The following is a 19,922-nucleotide window of genomic DNA, read 5'->3' as shown; positions in this document are numbered from 1 at the left end:
TCGTTTCCTCCTCTATAAAAACAATCAGACTATTATTGAAAATCGGCTTTTTGCTCTTCCAAATGCTTCGGCGTATGTTCGAACATGCTGTCGATCAAGCCTGGAACCGTCATTTTTTCGGTTTGTTCCGCTTTTTTGATTTGTTCGTTTACCGTGGCCTTGGCTTCTTCTTTCACCCGAGCGGTGTCTTCATCGGACCAAAGGCCTTTTTTCTCCAAATATTTCACAAGACGGGCAATCGGATCTTTTTCGTTCCACTGCCCTTCTTCTTCTTTTGTGCGGTATTTTGAAGTATCATCAGAAAGAGAGTGCGGACGGAAACGGTAAGTAACGGCTTCGATCAAAGTCGCCCCTTCCCCGTTCCGCGCGCGTTCCGCGGCTTCCTTCACGGCGCTGATTACGGCGAACACGTCCATGCCGTCAACCTTGACGCCCCGAATTCCGGCGGCAACCGCTTTATGCGCGATTGATTTGGCTGCGGTTTGTTTAGCGAACGGTGTCGTAATCGCATAGCCGTTATTTTGTACGAAGAAAATGACCGGAAGCTTGAATGCGCCCGCATAGTTCAGCGCTTCGTAGAAGTCGCCCTCGGACGAGCCGCCGTCCCCTGTATAAGCAATAGCGACTTGCTGCTGCTTCTTGAGTTTATAGCCCATCGCTATCCCCATCGCATGCAAAACTTGTGCGCCGATAATAATTTGTGGCATAAGTACATTGACGCCTTCCGGAATTTCTCCGCCATGCTGATGGCCGCGGGAATACAGGAAGGCTTGGTACAAAGGAAGGCCATGCCATACGAGCTGCGGCATATCGCGATAGCCCGGCAAAACGAAGTCGTTCTTGTCAAGAGCGAACTCGCTGCCAACCATCGTGGCTTCTTGTCCGGAAACCGGAGCGTAAAATCCGAGGCGTCCTTGACGGCCCAGATTGATTGCGCGTTCATCCCAGGTGCGGGTAAATACCATACGGTATATCAGCTCTTTTAATTGATCGTCGCTAAGGTTCGGGTCTTTATCTTTATTAACGATTTCACCATCCTGCGATAACACGGTCAAAGCTTCAACATCCTCCGTGTACACTTCATAAGGGATCTTGCTCATTTTGTTCACCTCGACTAAATATTTGATTATCATGTGCATCTGTTATACGATTATTATACAACTGTTTCATTCGAAAAGTCAAAGGAAATAAGGGAAATCGTATCATTATTTTACTTTGTTTTATGTAACAGTTAACAATAATTTGTATAACAGGAACCCGGGAAATGAAAGTGAATGTAACCACAAACTTCGGGGTTATGTTAACTTTACTTCAGCATTAACTATTTAAACGGACAAGGAGCGTGTTAAACATGACGGATTCCCGTTACTTAAAAAGAACGATTATTAAAGAAGAAATCGATAGCCGCTACCTGGGAGAAAAACGCTACCTCCGCATCTACCTGCCTCCCGGCTACAACGAAATCCTAAGTTATCCTGTCGTATATTGTCAGGACGGAGAGGAATTTTTCAATTTCGGCCGCATCGCGACTCAGGCAAACCAGCTGATTTTGGATGAAGGCATCGATCCTTTCATTATTGTGGGAGTTGAGGTGGATACCCGCGTCCGTACCGAGGAATACGCGCCCTTCGGCAACCGCTTCGAGGCCTATACCGCCTGTTTTACTGAAGAAATTATTCCCTACATAGAACGAAAATATCCTGTGAGACGAGAACCAAGCGAACGGGTATTGGCCGGCGATTCGCTGGGTGGAACCGTGTCGCTTCACCTTGCTATGAAAAAACCCGAACTGTTTTCCAAAATGATCAGCTTGTCCGGCGCGTATTACGAACCATCCTTGCAGCTCATTGCCAAAGAGACGGATCTGTCCTCTCTCTCTATATATATGATCGTCGGGCTGCAAGAGGATCATTACACGACCGATACCGGCACCTACAATTTTGTCGAACTGAACCGCAAAGCCAAAACATTGCTTGAAGAACGCGGCGCCCGCGTTATGTATTTCGAAAAAGACGGCAAGCATTTGTGGGGATTCTGGCAGAACGAGCTCCCTAACGCGCTGGCTTATTTCTTAAAATAGCGTTTTCATAAATGAAGTGTGTTAAAGAGGCTAGCCTAATTCGATTAGGATAGCCTCTTCTTTTACATCGTTCCGATGTTCCCCGATTTCAGCGACCGGCGCGGCAGCCTCCATCTGTAAAGAACCGATAACATACGGAAAAATACGACGGCGGCAAAGAGCAGGATCAGCTCCAGGGTAGATTTCGTGAACCCGAGGCCAACCGCAAGTCCCGCGGCGAGCGACCATACCGCGTAGATTTCGTCCCGGAGCACCAGCGGCTTGCGTCCGGCCAACAAATCGCGGACGATCCCGCCGCCGATTCCCGTCAGGACCGCGGCGACCATAACCGCGCTCATCGGATGCTTCATGTCCGTCGCGTATAACGCGCCTTGAATTGAAAAAGCGGACAAACCGATCGCGTCGAACAAAGCTTCGGTCTTTTTCCAATGCCGAATCCAGGGCATTGGCAGAATGAAAGCGACGAGAACGGACAAAACCGCAAGCATGATTAAATCACCTTGGGCCCAGAGAGTCGTGACGGGAACGCCGATCAGCACATTGCGGATAATTCCGCCGCCGAAGGCGGTGACCAGTCCCAGGACCAGCACGCCCAAGATATCGTACTCTTCTTCCATTGCCACAAAGGCTCCGGACATGGCAAAGGCGACTGTGCCGATGATGCTAAAAATATCGAATATATGCATGCCTGATTTTGTCTTCCCTCTCTTCCCTTTCGTGTTAGCTAATACCCATTGTAGGCCCCGGAGCGGAAATTGTGCAAGCCTGAATTCTGAATTATACTGAACATGGGCAAGGAGCCGATATGGAAAGGAAGAAAATGAGATGGCACCTAATAGAGTACTTATTTTTGCGGGCGGCGAAATCGATGCCGGATTTTTAAGCGAAATTCGTCAGGATGACTTCATCATCGGAGCGGATCGGGGAGCCCTGTTTCTGGTCGAAAACGGGCTTACGCCGGATCTGGCCGTCGGAGATTTCGATTCGGTCGATGCCGGGCAATTCGAGCGAATCAAGCGCTGCAGCCGGGAAATCATCGCTTGCGATGCCGTGAACAAAGATCTGACGGACGCGGAGCTGGCCTTTGACCTGGCGATTGACAGACACCCCTCCGAAATTGTGATGATCGGCGTGATCGGCAGCCGAATGGACCATACGCTGGCCAATATCCAGATGATGCTCAGGGGCATGCAGCACCAAATCCTGAGTTCCATTTGGGACCGCAACAACTACATAACTTTAACCGGCTCCACCTGCCACGTTGAGAATCGCGGCTTCACTTATGTTTCTTTGCTTCCGCTTACCCCCGAGGTTACGGGGATAACTCTCAGCGGATTCATGTATCCGCTTGATAATGCCACGCTGAAAATGGGACAATCGCTTGCGGTGAGCAACCGGCTTCTTGAGAACCAAGGCTCCGTCCATATCGATAGCGGATTGCTGCTGATTATCCAGAGCAAGGACTAATTGATTACATTTTCGTAACCTTTATATAAACTGAATGTCTTTTCTTTTACACGAAAAAACCCTTGAAAATTCAAGGGTTTTTTTCATTTCTCGGCTTACAGACATTTTCATTTTCTTAATTTTTTGTAAACTTTAATGGTATTTTAATAAACGCTTTCAAACCTTTGGGGGACAAGGCTTTAAGCGGCCCTTACCAACTATTAGGTAATGACAAACCTGTTATACTTCATATCGAACCGGTTAACAAAACAATAACTCTTGGAGGTATACATCATGAAAATGCGCAGCATTATCCAAAAAGTATTGACGGTCGGGATCGTATCCGCCATCGGTTTCAGCACTCTGCTTGCCAGCGGGGCTGAGACAGTACAAGCTCAGTCGGCAACGAGCGTTGCGGTTTCGAAAGGTACGCAAATCGTAAACTACGGTAAACAATTTATGGGTACCCCATACAAATTCGGCGCTTCGACATCAACAACCAAAGTATTTGACTGCTCTTCTTTTACGAAATATATTTTTAAGAAGTATGGAGTAACTTTGCCGCGGACTTCCACTGAACAATCCAAAGCGGGTTATGCCGTTTCCAAGTCGAATCTGAAAGCCGGCGACCTCGTCTTTTTCTCCAGCGGCAGCCGCGCGAATGGCCGGAACGTTACCCACGTAGCTGTATATATGGGCGGAGGCAAAATTTTGCACACCTATGGCAAACCGGGCGTAACCATCTCGGATCTTAACTCCGGAAACTGGAAAAGAACGTACCTGAAAGCCCGCCGCGTATTGTAGGCGCATTTAAAAACAACCCGAACAGCCATGAACTGTCGGGTTGTTTTTTTATTGTAAAATATATCCTTTTCCCCGTACCGTATGGATCAGCTTTCTTGTTTTACCCCGGTCGACCTTTTTCCGCAAATGGCGGATATACACATCCACCACATTTGTACCGGTGGCAAAATCAAATCCCCAAACCTCCTGCAGGATCTTCTCCCTTTCGCATACGCTTCCGGCTTTTTTCATTAAATAGAGCAGAAGATCAAACTCTTTCGGAGTAAGCCTTATCAATTCGTCGCCCCGATACACCTTTCGGCTTTTCAATTCGATTCGCATGTCTTCGAAATGGAGGTCTTCCGCCGCCGCTTCCCCCATACGCCGGAACAACCTCAACAAACCGCTTAGTCTCGCCTTAAGCTCCTCCACCGGAATTGAGACGTCAACGACATCATTGGCCCCGTACGCAAATGCGGAGACAATTTGGGCTGTATCGCGGTCATGGAGTACGACGATTATAGGATAAATCGAATTTAGGCCAAACCATTTCAACAAATCCGTCATAGGCTCGTCCGGCAAATCATCCCCCAAAAGAATCGCAGCCAATCCGGACGCTGCTTCGGCAATTTCTTGGCGCAGCTTCTCCCCTGTCCCTATCGTATCCGCCATATATCCGACATGCTGCAGTTCACTTTGCCATTTCGCGCCAAGCTGCGAGTCTCCCAAAGCCAGCCATACACGTTCCTTCATCTTCCATCGACCACCTTACCTGCAATCGCCTTATATCCAATAAGATGTTCAAGAAGCAGGCAAACCATTCCATTTGAGGGTTCGAATCAGGTCAGCCTAAATAACGATCATACAGTGTTTTGGCTTCCGACGTGTCTTTGGTCCCGTGAATCAGCGCCCTTCCGTCCTCGAACACGACCATGCGATGAGGCCCAATAGCAAAAGAGAGCAGAAACCCATTGTTCTCGACCTTTCCTTCCGGGATGCGGCCCAATCTCTCCGCAGTTTCCCGCAGGTCAATCCTCCGCTTCGAAGCCGGACGAATTTGTACCGTATCCCTCCCGCACAACACTTCCGTTTTACGCGTATGGGCTGCCGACAAATAAGGATAAGTCGGATGACTGCCGCAGGAGTAGCAATCTTCGCGTCTCGCCGACGAAACTTTGATCGAAACCTGTTCATTTCGCCAAAGATCAAACGTGAGCAGCGTTCCGCGCAGTGCTTCCTGCTGGTCTGTAAGCAGCTTCAAGGCCTCCGTCGCCTGATGGGCTACCACCACTTGCACGGCCGGCGGAATGACGCCAACTGTATCGCAGGTGTCCCCGCCAAGCGGGACCGTGCCCAGCAGGCAATTCAAGCAGGGCGTTTTGCCCGGCAAAATGGTATACGTAATCCCATAGCTGCCAACGCAGCCGCCGTAAATCCACGGAATTCCGTATTTTTGCGAGACGTCGTTAATCAACAGCCGGGTATCAAAATTGTCCGTTGCATCCATGATTAAATGAATGCCCGGAACAAGCGCCTTGATTTCCTCCAAATTAACGTCCATAACATACGCTTCCACTTGAATTCCGCTGTTGATGGCATGCAGCCGTTCCCGCGCTGCGATTGCCTTGGGCATACGCGCCGCCGCGTCATCCTCCGAGAATAACTGCTGCCGCTGCAAATTGCTCCACTCGACGTAATCACGGTCGGCGATAACCAGTCTGCCCACTCCCGCTCTGGCCAACGTCTCGGCAATACCGGTGCCCAGCGCTCCCGCTCCGATAATAAGCACGGACGATTTTCTCAGCTTGGCTTGTCCCGCAGTTCCGATCGGAGCGAACAACTCCTGCCGGGAATAACGGCTGTCCCGGGCCGAAGCGGAAACTTTGTCATAATTTGAAATTGACTTACTTCCATTGGAGCCGAATTGATCATCTGATGAAATCATGCCCATTCCCCTTCTTATCCGCCTAGTTTTTAGGGTTAAACTGTAAACGATTGATAAATCGTTTGGTTACGTTCGTAGCGTGCTTCCCTTTAGGAGTTACCCACCCGTAATAAACCGGCCCAAGCTCGGGATGCTCCAGTTCGATCGGTACGATATCCGGGTCGTTGTGCATAAAGGTATAATCCAATCCAACCGTCACCGCCATGCCTGCTTTCACTGCGATTTGAATCGCTTGCACATTATTGGAATTAAACAGAATATCGGGCTCCCCATAACGATTCATAAAACTCGATAAATACATTCGGATATGCTCGTCATCGTACAGCACAAGCGTGCGGCCGACGAGTTGCTCCGGTTTAATCGTTTTTTCAAGTGCGAGCACGGAGCTTTTATGTACTCCTACGACCATTTTTCCGGTAAACAGCTTTTCGAAATGCAAACCTTTGTTTTGTTCCATCAGCTTGCCCGATAAAGCTAGAAACCCGATGTCGATAGCGCTGTTATGAAGCTCGTCCAAAATTTCTTTGGGTCCATGCTCGAAAATTTGGATTTTCACTTCGGGATAATCCTTTTTGAAACCGGCGATTACATCCATCAATAAATGCATTGGACCTGGAATCGTAGCGATAAACAATTCTCCGCTTAACGTATCGCTGTAAGCTTTGGCTTCCCTTCTCAGCTCGCACATTTTATTCAAAATTTCCGTTGCTCTATTGATAATAACTTGGCCCTCCGCCGTTGGGACGGCGCCTACACCCCTGGACCGCGAGAAAAGAAGGACGCCAAGCTCCGACTCCAATTGCGAGATCGATTGGCTTACCGCGGACAGAGTTACATGAGCATTTTGCGATGTTTTCGTGAGCGAATGCGTCCGTGCGACATCCACAATATACTCCAACTGCTCAAGATTCATGGTTGCCCCTCCCTTTAGAATTTTGATATACCCTTAATAAAATTGAGGCCATGCACTTATATTAAGTAATTCTAATTTGATAATAATTATATATAAATTTTATTTAACAATGACATTTGTTACAATCATAGTATAAATTAATAACTTTTCATAGGGAGGCAGGGATTTTCAAATGCTGCAAAATAGAGTAGCCGTCATTACCGGAGGAGCCAGTGGAATCGGAAAGGAAACCGCTTTCAAGTTTGCTTCGAAAGGCGATCGGGTCGTTATCGCCGATTTCAATGAGCAAGCCGGGAAAGAAGTTGCAGAAAAAATCAAATCGGATGGCGGGGAAGCCATATTCGTTAAAACGGATGTATCCAAATTTGAAGATGTCGCCGCTTTGGTGGACACCGCCGTGGAAGCTTACGGAAGGATCGACATCATGTTCAACAATGCCGGAATCGGCAAACCCACGCCGGTTTTGGATCAGGACCTCGCCGTCTATCACAGCATCATTAACGTGAATCAGCATGGCGTTGCTTACGGGATCATTGCGGCCGGCAGAAAAATGAGAGAGTTGGGAATCAAAGGAGTCATTATTAATACGGCGTCCGTGTTCGGCTTTTTGGCTTCGCCAGGGACATTTGCCTATCATGCCACGAAAGGCGCCGTGATTATGATGACCAAATCGGCAGCGCTTGAGCTTGCCGGATACGGCATCCGTGTTGTCGCGGTAGCGCCTGGCGCCGTGGATACTCCGATTATTCAAGGGTATAAGGATCAAGGCATGGTTGACGAGATAAAAGCCAAAGTTATGGGCAATAAATTGACTTTACCGTCACAAGTGGCGGATACGGTGTATTTGCTGACTTTGGACGAAGCCAGCGCGATTAACGGCAGCGTCGTCATGGCGGATGAAGGATACGCTTCCTTCAAATAAAAAGTTTATCACGTGTAAGACATTTCGGCAAAACAGCGGCCGTTCCCCCTTACGGGAGAGCGGCCGCTGTTTTAAATGAGTATGGTTGAACGTATAGAGGCAGCCGTGTGAAATATTCCTTCGATCGCTGTTGTTCCCGGATTTCTTTGATTATATAAATTCAGATGTTGTAGAAATTCGGTCACAAAGGCGACCACTGCCGTTTCTTCCGAAACATTTCTCACTCTTGCCCTACCACTTTTCATTTGGTTCAACTTTCATAACTTATGGGCTTGGGCGCTCGCACGGTGCTACATGATACCCGCTTGCCGCGGCGTCCTTCTTACTCGTATGCACCTCTTCGGTCCGATAAAGCGGGCTGCAGGCGCCGCGGTAATAATACCGGACTCCCGTTGCCGTGTCGGTTCCGCCATAAATCGGATGTCCCTTGACCAAGCGGCCGCCGCCAAGCGCGTAATTATTATAGTAACGGTCGCCGACCGGGATGCCTTGCAAAAAAATCAGCACTCCGATATCGTCCAGCGTATTGTTCCACTCCTCCTGCGGAATGAGCGGCAGCGTAAACGTATAATGCACACCAAGCTTCGCCGCATAATCGTTATGCCGGTTAATGATCTCGGATAACTCGTCCTCAATATTGCGAACGATGACGGAACGCCTGACCTCGTCAAACGTCCGGTCGTTTTCCAGAAGCGGAATGGGAACCTCGGATTTCAGCTCATTTTGGAAACCGCTCTCCCACTCGCCCTTTCCGGCATCATAGGCGCGAACATACCGGTCCAAAGTAAAATCAAGACGATTGCCGCTTGTGTCGGCATACTCATACGGCCTTTTTGAACTCCATTCGTGCCTCGCTACCACACTCCCGTCCGACTCAATCGAATCCTGTACGGAATACAGGTAATATCCGTCATAATCGATGACGACTATGGCCGGAATATACGTTAACAGTACGTCAAGCCCCACCGGGTCGTCTGCGGTTCCGAAGTTCAGCGACAATGTATGCAGCAAGGCGGTTAGCGCCTCCTCTTTATCGGCGCGCATGTATTTTTGAGAGCCGTACCCGCTCTCGTATTGCTGAAGTTCATTTCTGTTCAATACGCTGCCCGCATCCTGCGCTGCTGTCCTGAGCGCCGCGGTATAACGGATTTCCAAACGATTCACTTCTCTCAGATCTCCGGCATGCAGGCTGCCGATCCACAGCAGCGGCCCCGCGATTAATACGAAAATGACCGCCCAATCAGTAATCTTCATTAAGCACCATACCTCCGTATGTCAAAGCTTCCGTATTCCCTTGGTCCGATCCCAGGCGATACAAAAATTCCGAGAGTACACGGTAAGTTGTTCTTGAACGATTCACCGCGGATACCGTGAAGAAATCCCCCGTCTCAAAGGTGTATTTTCGCTCGTCCTGACCTGCAGCCGGATTCTCGGGAAACAAAGCCTTTAAAATATCGGAAGTATAATAGGCGTCGTACACTACGCTAAACGCGTTTTGAAAGGTTGTTGCATTCGCCGGGTCCGTATACTCAGGATGGTATTTTTTATGCCGATGCTCAAGTTCAATATCATAGACGTCTCCCGCATCCAGATCGCGGACGAAATCGTTGTACATCTCCGGCGAAAGATATCCTTTGTTGCGCACGGCATCCGTAAACTGGACGATCGTATTATACGCGGACAGTACTCGAATATCCTCCTGCCGCTCGGCTGCCTGAGAAGCCGGAAACAAATACAACAGCACAACGGCGAGCAGTGCCGCAATGATCTTGGATAATGGATTGCTCATTTCCCGCTTATCCTCCTATTTTCCGGAGACAGTGTGTCGAACGGATATTAAGGCTAACGATTTCGGACCATCCTGGGCTATACCAAGTCCTACGGCGCTGGCCGATATGGAACGCTTTTGACCCTGTATGTGCTCGGCAAAACTTTCCATCGCCGCATCCCGCTCCTTTAAGCCGTTCATTGTAAATAGGACGGCGCTGAGGCACAGCGCAACCGAACAGAGCAGCCACAGCATACTTTTGACGTAATCAATCATAAGCTCTCCTCCTAAATGGCATTTTAGGCGACAGTCACGGACCGACGGTGGTTTGGGTGAATAAGAGCCCGCGTACCACATTCGAACGGTCCTTAACGACTCGGGCTCTAAACTTTCCGCTCGGATTCACGTATTCATTCAATACTTCATTCCATGAATCACTGATGTCCGCCTCACTGTGGCCCACTACAGAACCGTATTTCTCAGAAGTGACCTGCCCGCTGATGCTCAAAATATCGCCGTACCACTCGCCATCGCCGTTCTTGCCCGTCTTGATCAAAATGCCGAATTGATCCCGATCTATGAATTTCCGCAATGCATTGGTTACCTGGGAACCGCTAATCGTGGTTTCGTCATAAACCGTAAAGGAAGCCTGGGAAAGCTCGGTCTGAATGTCCGAAAAATTGTTTTGCGCCGTTTTGGTCGCCTCCTGAGCGGAAACGAACAAAATGACAACAATCGTAATCAAGGCAATCGTCAAAAAAATGCCGGCTGCCACCTTTAATGCGGATGAAGCGTTATTCATAAAAACAATACCTCCCGTTTTATCTACAATTTTTGAATTTGATCAAAATATAGACCCATTTGCTCAAAGCTCATCCAAATCAGCGGTATGACCAAATAAGCGAAAATGAGCGAGTACATCGGAGTAAACCCGATTATACGGCCCAAACCGGCCTTTAAATCAAGTGACTTTTCATAATCCAGCCGGCGCCGTTCGAAATGGTAGGACATTTCGCTCTCCAGATCGTCAAAAGCTTTGGCCAAAGGTATTTTCTCCGATGCCAGCAGCAGCTTGTCCGCAAGCCGTCCGAATTCCTCCAGTTGCACATCCTCCTTCAATAATTTCAAAGCGGCTTCCGCATCCTGGCTGTAATCGAGCAGGCATCTTTGCAATGGCGCTTTAAAGATAACGGCATAGGAATGCAGCCACTCCAGCACTTCTTCCACGGAAATCCGATCCATTTCACGCAAAATCGTAATCATCGTCTGAAATTGGTAGACTTCGTGCCTCATATCCATCCATCTTGTTTTCCGTTTGAACATCAATATCCACAAAGGCATGCAATAACCTATGTAACCCGCAAACAAGGCAAGCAGCATTTCCCACCATTTGATATATTCATTGTTCCAGCGCTCCAGCTTGTCCGTAATCCGCCCGGCTGCAGCCGATATTTCCTCGCCCGAGGCGGAATGATCACCGGTTCTCAGAATCTCCGCCGCCGCATCGGCCACATCATCAAAAGATGACCTTGCCATGCCAAGCTTTTTCATTACGGCGGCGTCCCGCTCTGCCGCTTCCTGGCCAGCCTTAGCGTCTTCCTCCGAAAGCGAGCCGAAAAAGGCCAGGCCAGCCGGCTCTTCGCGCAAAATCTGCCGCTGGGAAAGAAAGTGAAGGGTCATCACGGTCGCCAATGTAACGGCGAAGCAAACCAGAAACATCGTTAACCGGCGAACCTGAAACCATTCGACACGAAGATGATGATTCGTATCCTTCAGCAATTGGACAATTCGGTGTCGCATGTCGGAAGAGGGCTCGGGGATAAGCCGACTCAGCACTTTGGAAATTCCTCCGTGCCCGTATACCTTTGCTTCCCAGGGGATATCTCGTTCTCCGGCCCGATAGGCGGTCTCATCTTCGCTTTTCAGTTTTTGCAGCAGCAAAAAGGAAATGAGGATCACTAAAAAAATGCCGATTTTAATTACCATACCGGTTTTGCTCAGATAAAAATGATCCATCAACGGAAAGTTATGCCGCGCCCATAACTCGATCGGTTTCGTGAAAAAAACCGGTACAAGCGCGATCACATGCAAACCTTTTAACAGATAATCAAGTTTGTTTCTTCGAATAAGCTCCAACTGGATTTCCCCCGTCAAGCAAGCGATGCCGTGCAAGTACAGCGAGCCCTGCAAACGCATACGGTCGCCATATTCCATGACCAGCCGCGAAATGCCGGCAAAGGCTTTTAAAAACCGGCTCGGCGCCGTCTCATGATATTTCTCAAGCGCTTCATCCGGCTCTGCATCCGTCAAAGCCTCGAATATCAAATGCGCCTGCGTTCCCATTTCCTCATCAACCGTTTCACCCGCCTCTTCAATCGCGTCGGCCACCATGCCGTGCCGGTGATAGACGTGCCTTACGCCGGCGAACAAAACCAGCATTTGCTCAAGCAGCCTAATATCCATCCTATTGACATACCCGTCAAGAAAGAGGTTTTGGATTACGGCGCCGGCGATCAGCAGCGACAGAAAAAAGATCCAGTCGGGATTCAAGGATACGAACACGGATATAGCTATAAAAAAGCTTACAACGGTCCAATAGGCAAACTTCATCGTCTTGCGCCTTAGCTCAAATTCATCGAACGGATAAATTAAGACAAGGCGGTTTCTTACTTTCAAAAGGTAATATCTCAGCGGCGGGATCTTCATCCCTAGAAAATAAGATTTAATCAGAAAGCCGGACATGAAGCGGCGAAGCGATACAACCGTTTGAGATTTGTCACGAACACCTCGCAAATTGCGGCTCCCGGTATTTGCCGGCGTCTCTGCGCCTGCCATTTCTTGCTCGCGCTTCCCGATCGTTCGGCCAAGCCCATAGAAGACGGCAAATCCCAAAACGCAAACGCCCAAAATAATTGAAAGGATTGATTTAAGCTCCAATGTACTCCCCCCAATAAACGTCCACGAATTGCTTAAAACGCACCGCATCTTCCGAAACCATCTCCCGCGACATCTCCTCCCTGCAGCGCGGCGATATGGGATTGACCGGCAAATAAGCTCCGTCCCGGTATTCAACGATGACCCGCTCATGATATCCGCGTCTCACGGCATCGGCGAGCTGCGGCTCTTCCGTATGATCACTTAAGTTTTGATTGGAATGATCGTCCAGACGGCAGCATTCCGTAATGCGTTCGATGTATCTTTTCCCCGTAATATCCCGCCGTAAATGGATGTCAAAATCGACCGCCGAGGCCACCTGCAGTTCAGCCACGCGCTCATCGCGGAACATCCCGGATTTAAGCAATGAATTCCGCAGCGATTCCATCAAATCGCGAAAGGTTTTGGCATGGTGTGTAAAAAGAGTGAACAAGCTTGCCACTTGCGCCATTTGGATCATCCACGCGGCCACTTCATCGGTGGCGACTTCTCCAAGGATGTTTACCGTTCCGTCCGTTTTCTTTTGCAGATCAAGACCAGCTTGGCCGCTGACATACTCCGTCTCCCGAAAACTCAAAATATTGCGCGAACTGTACATTTTTCGCAAGTTCAGCTCGAAAGACATCTCCTGAACCCGCAGCGTATAGGAAGCATAAATATACTTCACCATCGCCATAAGGAGCGTTGTTTTGCCCGAACCTTGCGAACCGGTGATCGCGGTAATTCGGCTCCCTTTCATCATGTATTTCAGCAGACCAATCGGCAGTTCGGAATTTTGCCCCACAATCAGCTGTTCCAGCCCCGCATTTCTTACGTCGAACTTTCTTACGAAAAACGCCCAGGTTTCCGCAAACGGCGGACGCACGACCACTACCCGCGAGCCATCCTTCATCTCGTTCACTTTATAGCCGTTCGCCTCGGACAGTTGGCCGGGCAAATTATATTTATAGATGTTTTGGCAGACGCGCTTCAGTTCGGCAGCGCTCCCGAAGGAAAGAAAGGAAAGGCGAATGCTTTTCCCTTTATAGAAAATCCAAACGCTTTCCCAAGCTCGGGAGAATGGCTGCCCGTCCTCATCCAACGCCGCATCCATAAAGGGGAACCTCCGCCAGGGGCTGAGCGCCGGGTTGCCTGCACCTGCCGCGTCCAAAGAACCGCTCACACCTCCGCTTACCCCGTCGATCCGCTGTTCACGAATTTCATCAATGACGGAGAACCCTTTGTATGCCTGGTATACACGCTGGACAACAAGCTCAACCTTCTCCTGAAAAGTCAGCGGACGATACTCCAGAAAAAAGCAGCGGTCCACATCCTCGGCGGTAATGTCATAGGTATATGAATCCTCCGTCGTCAGCGGCGGTTTGGGCTCATCCAGTCGATATTCCTCGATCAGTTCAGTTAAAGCTTCCTCGCCGTAACGAAGACGGTATAAGTACAAAACGATATCGAATCGTTCCTGCGCAGTAAACTTGTCTCTGTCATTAAAAGGCATTACCCGGTCGATATTCCTCTCATCGATGCCATAGCCGCCAAGGAGCAAATCCCGAATGAACGATTTCACATATTGTTTATCGTTAGAATCACCGGAAGAACAGCCTTTTAGCGCTTGCCGAAGCTCCATCCGGGAGTTAAGCTTGCGTATCCGGGCCTCTTCGCTCATGCCCCAATCGTTTCTGTGGGTCCGTGTCAATTCATGCAGGCTATGCTTTACGTAATCCAGCAGCGAGGGCAGCGAATAGCGTTCTTCATCCGTCTTCAAATCCGCATTTCTATTGCCGAGATTCCGTGATTTTACCCACAAAAAAACCACGCATAGCGATACGATCAACAGGATTCCGAGTACGTTTTGAAAGTCTCCCACTTTTTTAGGCCCCCTTCCCGTTGCCGCTCAGGAGCGCGGACTTCCCCGAATCTTGAAGGAGGCGGCCGGATAGATCAAGATAACCCTTTAGCAGCGCATCCCGTTTATTCCCCGATCTTTGAAGCGGCCGATAACGCTGGAAAAAACGCATCGTTTCCCTTTCGTTCCAAGCGTCGGCAAATTCGGTATCGTAAGGTATGCCGAACAGTGGAGCCTCGCAGCGATACCTGCGTTTTAAATTAGCCAGGTTCCACTTGGAGGCGGCATCAAAAGGAGATATCACTATATAAAAGGGGGTCCGCCGCCATACCGGCCGAGTTGCCGTTTCTCCGAAAAAGCTCTCCAACTGCGCACGCTGCTGGCCGAACACGGCTACAATCGCATCCGCCTCCAAAACGGGCGAATACTCTTCTAACGCTTCCGGTCCTTGACACTGCATCATTGTCAAGTCATAAGCGTCATCTGCAACGCACAATATATCGCTCAATGTCTGCAAACCGGCAAGGTCAAACCGATCGTTTTCCCCTTGACTTCCTGCCGCCAAGTCCAACCGTCCGCGCAGCAAGGGAACCGTAAAGTCGGAAAAATTGCTTTTCGCCAGCCGCCGGCTGGATGACATCCGTGCCAAAGCGTTTATACCTTGCTCGGCTACCAGCCCCGTCTCTTCACTCCCAATGCGGTTGACAGACCGCAACCCTTCTTCCGCGCCGGTGCCGACGCGGCCCGGATTGAGCAGCAGTACGCGGTAAGAAAAATGCAGGCCGATCGTCAGTGCGCATGCGGCCGCGGCCATCGCCGAACCGCCTTGACCGGCATCCCAAAACAGGATTCTGCTCATGCATGTCTCCTTTCAGCCTCTCGGAACGCTCTTCTGGCGGTTTTCCATTCCCAGCCGGCCAGTTCGCCAAGCAATGAGAGCAGCGCATTTTTGTAAGAACGGGAAATTCGCTTGATTCTTATGCGCTCTGAGTGCTCGTTTTCCAACTGCACGGTAAAATTGGCTTCACTCCATGGAATTTTTACCGCCGAAGAGTTCCACTGGATCGGCAGACCTTCCAAATACCCTTGGATAAAGTCTTCATTCAGATAACTTTCTACGGTCCGGACATATACCGGAAGAACTTTTAAGCCTTTGAGACCTGGCCACTTGAGGAACAAACGGCGAAACCACTCGGAGCTGAACTCGACTTCAAAACGGTCAAACGACGTAACCCATGCGATTTTGTCCGCCGACGAAAACTGCTCCGCCGCCGCAAAAAATTCCGGCGATTCCAAATCATATAACACGAAATCATAGGCTTCCAAATCGGCATCGATAGCCGCAACCGCTTGTGAAAGCGCCGGCTGCAGCGTCCCGCAAGTGGCGACCACATCAAAGCCGTTAAACTCGGCAACCTGCAGTTGCGAAACCATCCCTCCGATGGAATAGCGGTACTTTCCATCTTCAGTCGCATCCACCAGCAGTACGCGCTGCCCCGTGGCTGCCAGGATGCTGCACAGATAGAGCAGCAGATCGCGCTTATCGCTTTTTCCGACAAACAACCAAGTTTTCATTTCTTCGTCTCCTTTCATTCAGGGGTGTCCAACACAAAACTGTCTTTTTCAGATGGAGCGGCCCCCCCTTGAGTCTGAGCTTCAACCTGCGTTTCGGTAAATTCCGCCGTTTGTTGAGGCGATAAGGTTAGCAAATTGCTCTCCAGTACCTTGCGCGCGGAAGCGCCTAGGGCATGCTCGGCTTGCTGTACGATATTCGGATCTTTCTTGATTAACTCCAAAACCGCTTCGTTCGCCGGGTAGGTAGGAATTGCTTTGCTTTGCAGCGCTGGTTCCACATAAGCCAGTGCATAGATGGAAGCTTTATGAAGATAGGCGTCCACGATGGCGCTGGAGAGCGATAAAATCTCCCCTTCGTTCAGAGTGACCGTGATCGTACCGGGATCGAGCTTCTCCACTTTCTTTTTTGACAGCAAAATAAAATCCTGACCGGTTGGGAATTGAATGCGAATATCGATCACCTCTTCCTTTTTAAGCCCGCCGGGCAAAGCAACAAAGCCCATTTCGCGCCAGCGCAAATCGTCCGAAGCCGGCTCGGCTTCGTAGAGAAGGTTCTCCGTGATCAAGGTCGAAGGTTTAAGCGTGATCTTCGCGATTTTACCGGCGATCTGTTCTTGCGCTTTCAAATAATCGGAAGGGACGCTCTCGGACGGCAGCAATATCGCCTTCATGTCCTTGGTTCCGATGCGCTGTCCCGCCGGAATTTCCCGGGAGGGCGCCCAGCCCTGTAAGGTTTTCTTCTGGTTTTCGGCCTTCAGCTGGTCAATTTCTCCCCTATACCGCTGTTCAAGCGAACGCGATACATCGTGAATTTGCTGTTGATGCACCACGGCATAGCCGGCAAAAACAACTCCTACCGCACCGGCTCCCGCTAACCCGCTGAGTATTAATTGCTTTGTCCGCTGCCTGATTTTTAACATTTAATCATTTCCTTTCCATCGGTTTCTGGTAAACATGGAACTTCGGCCCGAACGGGCCGGCTGCGGCAAAAGCTCGCTGCAGACGGTCTGCAGCGCCGCGCTTATCTCCTCCCCGGGCGTAAAAGGATCCGGTTCGGGCGGAAGCGCAAAAACGTTGGGGGAACGCAGCATTTTGCGCAGCCTGCGGAGCGAGCCGCTTGAAGCCAACGGAAGGCAGTAAATCCAGCCGCGCTTCGCGCCACCGCGACCGATTCCGTCCGCAAAAAGCACTAGTTCTTCGCTTCGCCATTCGGCGCCGGACCCGATTACAAGGGACAAGTCGGCTCTTTGAAATTCCTCCATCAGCTCCGGCCGGAGCGAAGAACCGAGATCGCAAACCACGACATCGAAACGGTCATGTATAAGTTCGATCAAATCCGACCTCGATAAAGCCCTGATATAGTCAATTCCGTCAAGCCGGAACCGCGAGACGGCTGCAGCTTCCGCGGTTTCCTGCTTGGCCTGGGCGACTCGTCCCAAACGGCCAAACGCCTTGGATTTTAAGTCCATCTCAACGACGGCAACTTTCCCGAAGCTGTGTGATAACACGTTCGCTAAGGCAATGGCGGTGTGCGTTGTTCCAACTCCGGAAGCAACGCCCGTCAAGGCGACGACGGCGGCACGGTTTCTTCGGCTTTCAGGGGCGAAACGCCCGCCCATACGCTCATGCAAATTTGGTCCGGATGCTACGGATAATCTGCCGATGACGCTTCGCAAAGCCCCTCCCGTCTCTTTGGCTGTCGCATATCTGTCCTCGGGAGAAAATTGCAGCAGCCGGCTGATGACCGGCGCAAGCTCGGAGTAACCGTTCCTGCGGAACATCTCTTCCGCATCGCCTGTCCAGACGGTGTGTCCGCATCCGGTTCCGAGATACAGCAGCACGGCCCCAAGCGAATACAAATCGGAACGTCCGTCGCTTTGTCTGCCCCCATACTGCTCAGGCGAGGCAAAGCCGATCGTACCGAGCTTCACCGTATCCTCCGCCTGATCCGCTTTAAAACTTCTGGCAATTCCAAAATCGATAAAACGAATCTCTCCTCTGCCGTCGACCAGCAGATTGGAGGGCTTTAAATCCCGATGCACGATGGGCGGAACAAACTCATGAAGATAATGAAGCCCCTCGCAGATTTGCATGCCGAACCGGGCCAATGTTTCCGCAGGGAGCCTCCTGCCGAAGTTCAGGACATACCGGTCCAAATGAATTCCTTCGATGTAATCCATGACGATATAGGAGTACCCTTCCTCATCCGCCCGAATAAAATCGATGATTCGCGGCAGTCGATGGTGATTCAGCGAAATCAGCAGTTCAGCCTCCCTTTCAATCCGGGAGCTTCCGGGCGAGCTTTCGCTTTCCTTGACCGCCCAGATTTTGCCCGGAAGCTTCAGATCCGAAGCCAGATACACGCGGCTCATTCCGCCTTCCCCGATTTCCCGCTCGATGCGGTACCGCTTCACCAGCACCTCTCCGGGAGACAGTCTTGGAACATACGGCAAGCCATGATCCTCCTTTCCATTTACAGACGCAAAAAAGGGAAAGTCTCTCACATCACGCTTCAGCCTTCGGCCAAAGACAACGATATGGGATACTTTCCCTTAGCAGTCATTTGTATAATTTTGGAATCAGTATAGAACAACTTTACTTCAAAAGTAAAGCCTTATTTTCAAAAATATAATTTAATGACATTAATATTTAATCATATACAATGTGATTTCATCACGGTTATGAAACAACTGCTTCGCCCGCTGTACCTGCATTCTTGAAGCCTGGAACATCTCGACGACCTCCGAAATCAACGCCATCGGTTTCTTGTTCAGCAGCTTCACCGTAACGACGGCGGTTCCTCCAGGAACCAGTGCATATAACAGATCCGTGACGAGTTTCGCCGTCAGTTTCGGGCTCCAGCTCATGTCGCAAACCAACAAATCGAACTGATTATCCTTGAATTTGACACTGTCCGCGTTTCGTTTCAGATGCGTAAGACGAGGCGACGCCAATACCGATGGATGCATCTTTGCAGGATCGACCGCCGTGACGCGGAGCCCTCTTTCCAGCAAAAATGAAGTCCAGCCCCCCGGAGCCGCACCGATATCGAGCGCTTCGCGGAAGGAGGCAAAATCGATCCCAAACGTCGCTTCCGCTTCCAACAGCTTGAATTTGGCCCGCGAAATCTGGCCCTCTTCTTTTTGAAAACGGATCGCTCCGCCGTTCCAATCGGAAATATTATCCTGCGGCCGGGAAACGCCGGCATAAATCGCATCTTTGGCGACAAACACGGAAACGCACCATTCCGCGTCCTTGACAACAAAATCGGCGCTTAAGCCATCCGCCATTCCGCTTTGCAGCAAATCTTTCAATTCGGCTGCCGTGCCTTCCCACAGCGCGGATTCCGTTTTGCGCGTTTGGATTACGATCTTGGACCCCTTTAAACGCAAATCTGCCAACAGAGTTGACGTAAGCGCTTCCGTCCATGTCTCCGAACCCTGGGCTGATTCATCGGCAAGGGTCATTTCCCAATTCACGGGAAACATGTGCCGCAAAAACATCGGCTGCGCCCCGGCAATCCGCTCCGTAACTTCGTCAACCGAAGCCTGCAGCGTCACAGCAAAAACCTCCCCGGGCATCAGCACCGTGCTTTTTACCGAACCGAACAGCCTTCGCAGTTCCTCCTGGGCATAAGGCAAAAAGCCATGGTTTGCCGTAGATATAAATTTTGAAGAGACAACCTGCGTCTCTTCCTGATCCCATTCCTTGCTCAA

Annotated in this window: 20 protein-coding genes; 4 read left to right on the top strand and 16 right to left on the bottom strand. The window is 50.2% G+C overall.

Annotated features, from left to right (window positions below):
- Nucleotides 1–32 precede the first annotated feature (32 nt).
- Nucleotides 33–1,100 (bottom strand): pyruvate dehydrogenase (acetyl-transferring) E1 component subunit alpha, encoded by a 1,068-nt coding sequence (gene pdhA / locus ACI48K_RS20815; RefSeq protein WP_475029558.1) that lies wholly within the window; start codon nt 1,098–1,100, stop codon nt 33–35.
- 251 nt (nt 1,101–1,351) lie between these two features.
- Between pdhA and ACI48K_RS20810 the strand changes: the two genes are divergently transcribed.
- Nucleotides 1,352–2,080, top strand: coding sequence for an alpha/beta hydrolase (locus tag ACI48K_RS20810; protein WP_475029557.1), 729 nt, complete (start codon nt 1,352–1,354; stop codon nt 2,078–2,080).
- A gap of 62 nt (nt 2,081–2,142) precedes the next feature.
- On the opposite strand, the gene ACI48K_RS20805 is transcribed toward ACI48K_RS20810, so the two are convergent.
- Nucleotides 2,143–2,766 carry a trimeric intracellular cation channel family protein gene (locus ACI48K_RS20805; protein ID WP_475029556.1) on the bottom strand — a complete coding sequence of 208 codons (624 nt, stop codon included), beginning with the start codon at nt 2,764–2,766 and terminating at the stop codon, nt 2,143–2,145.
- A 139-nt stretch (nt 2,767–2,905) separates the two neighbouring features.
- Between ACI48K_RS20805 and ACI48K_RS20800 the strand changes: the two genes are divergently transcribed.
- Together ACI48K_RS20800 and ACI48K_RS20795 are read left to right on the top strand one after the other, a co-directional pair.
- The gene (locus tag ACI48K_RS20800; protein WP_475029555.1) at nt 2,906–3,547 is read left to right on the top strand and encodes a thiamine diphosphokinase; all 642 of its coding nucleotides are present in this window, start codon (nt 2,906–2,908) and stop codon (nt 3,545–3,547) included.
- 273 nt (nt 3,548–3,820) lie between these two features.
- Nucleotides 3,821–4,330, top strand: coding sequence for a C40 family peptidase (locus tag ACI48K_RS20795; protein WP_475029554.1), 510 nt, complete (start codon nt 3,821–3,823; stop codon nt 4,328–4,330).
- Between the two features lie 48 nt (nt 4,331–4,378).
- Here ACI48K_RS20795 and ACI48K_RS20790 read toward each other — a convergent pair whose 3' ends face one another.
- The 3 genes from ACI48K_RS20790 to ACI48K_RS20780 form a co-directional block, all read right to left on the bottom strand.
- Nucleotides 4,379–5,062: a winged helix-turn-helix domain-containing protein gene (locus tag ACI48K_RS20790; RefSeq protein ID WP_475029553.1), complete on the bottom strand. Its 684-nt coding sequence runs from the start codon at nt 5,060–5,062 to the stop codon at nt 4,379–4,381.
- A gap of 91 nt (nt 5,063–5,153) precedes the next feature.
- Nucleotides 5,154–6,254 carry a MoeB/ThiF family adenylyltransferase gene (locus ACI48K_RS20785; RefSeq protein WP_475029552.1) on the bottom strand — a complete coding sequence of 367 codons (1,101 nt, stop codon included), beginning with the start codon at nt 6,252–6,254 and terminating at the stop codon, nt 5,154–5,156.
- 22 nt (nt 6,255–6,276) lie between these two features.
- Nucleotides 6,277–7,167 carry a LysR family transcriptional regulator gene (locus ACI48K_RS20780; RefSeq protein WP_475029551.1) on the bottom strand — a complete coding sequence of 297 codons (891 nt, stop codon included), beginning with the start codon at nt 7,165–7,167 and terminating at the stop codon, nt 6,277–6,279.
- Between the two features lie 172 nt (nt 7,168–7,339).
- Between ACI48K_RS20780 and ACI48K_RS20775 the strand changes: the two genes are divergently transcribed.
- Nucleotides 7,340–8,089: an SDR family NAD(P)-dependent oxidoreductase gene (locus tag ACI48K_RS20775; protein WP_475029550.1), complete on the top strand. Its 750-nt coding sequence runs from the start codon at nt 7,340–7,342 to the stop codon at nt 8,087–8,089.
- 264 nt (nt 8,090–8,353) lie between these two features.
- On the opposite strand, the gene ACI48K_RS20770 is transcribed toward ACI48K_RS20775, so the two are convergent.
- The 11 genes from ACI48K_RS20770 to ACI48K_RS20720 form a co-directional block, all read right to left on the bottom strand.
- Nucleotides 8,354–9,343 (bottom strand): hypothetical protein, encoded by a 990-nt coding sequence (locus ACI48K_RS20770; RefSeq protein WP_475029549.1) that lies wholly within the window; start codon nt 9,341–9,343, stop codon nt 8,354–8,356.
- A complete protein-coding gene (locus ACI48K_RS20765) occupies nt 9,330–9,878 on the bottom strand; it encodes a hypothetical protein (protein ID WP_475029548.1) in 549 nt (182 codons plus the stop codon). The genes ACI48K_RS20770 and ACI48K_RS20765 overlap by 14 nt, the downstream gene beginning before the upstream one ends.
- Before the next feature lie 15 nt (nt 9,879–9,893).
- On the bottom strand, nt 9,894–10,133 hold the full coding sequence (locus ACI48K_RS20760; RefSeq protein ID WP_475029547.1) for a hypothetical protein: 240 nt from the start codon (nt 10,131–10,133) through the stop codon (nt 9,894–9,896).
- Nucleotides 10,134–10,167: 34 nt separating this feature from the next.
- Nucleotides 10,168–10,659 carry an ABC transporter permease gene (locus tag ACI48K_RS20755; RefSeq protein ID WP_475029546.1) on the bottom strand — a complete coding sequence of 164 codons (492 nt, stop codon included), beginning with the start codon at nt 10,657–10,659 and terminating at the stop codon, nt 10,168–10,170.
- A gap of 23 nt (nt 10,660–10,682) precedes the next feature.
- The gene (locus tag ACI48K_RS20750) at nt 10,683–12,794 is read right to left on the bottom strand and encodes a hypothetical protein (protein WP_475029545.1); all 2,112 of its coding nucleotides are present in this window, start codon (nt 12,792–12,794) and stop codon (nt 10,683–10,685) included.
- Complete coding sequence (locus tag ACI48K_RS20745; RefSeq protein ID WP_475029544.1) at nt 12,784–14,652, bottom strand: pilus assembly protein CpaF; 1,869 nt, start codon at nt 14,650–14,652, stop codon at nt 12,784–12,786. The genes ACI48K_RS20750 and ACI48K_RS20745 overlap by 11 nt, the downstream gene beginning before the upstream one ends.
- Before the next feature lie 4 nt (nt 14,653–14,656).
- The gene (locus ACI48K_RS20740) at nt 14,657–15,490 is read right to left on the bottom strand and encodes a hypothetical protein (RefSeq protein WP_475029543.1); all 834 of its coding nucleotides are present in this window, start codon (nt 15,488–15,490) and stop codon (nt 14,657–14,659) included.
- Complete coding sequence (locus ACI48K_RS20735) at nt 15,487–16,206, bottom strand: hypothetical protein (RefSeq protein ID WP_475029542.1); 720 nt, start codon at nt 16,204–16,206, stop codon at nt 15,487–15,489. The genes ACI48K_RS20740 and ACI48K_RS20735 overlap by 4 nt, the downstream gene beginning before the upstream one ends.
- 14 nt (nt 16,207–16,220) lie before the next feature.
- Nucleotides 16,221–17,126, bottom strand: a complete 906-nt coding sequence (locus ACI48K_RS20730; protein WP_475029541.1) for an SAF domain-containing protein — start codon at nt 17,124–17,126, stop codon at nt 16,221–16,223.
- The gene (locus tag ACI48K_RS20725) at nt 17,127–18,659 is read right to left on the bottom strand and encodes a protein kinase domain-containing protein (protein WP_475029540.1); all 1,533 of its coding nucleotides are present in this window, start codon (nt 18,657–18,659) and stop codon (nt 17,127–17,129) included.
- A 189-nt stretch (nt 18,660–18,848) separates the two neighbouring features.
- Nucleotides 18,849–19,922 (bottom strand): SAM-dependent methyltransferase, encoded by a 1,074-nt coding sequence (locus tag ACI48K_RS20720; protein WP_475029539.1) that lies wholly within the window; start codon nt 19,920–19,922, stop codon nt 18,849–18,851.

It is taken from the genome of Paenibacillus terrisolis (genome assembly GCF_056171975.1).
This window is presented reverse-complemented; position numbering and strand designations above follow the sequence as displayed.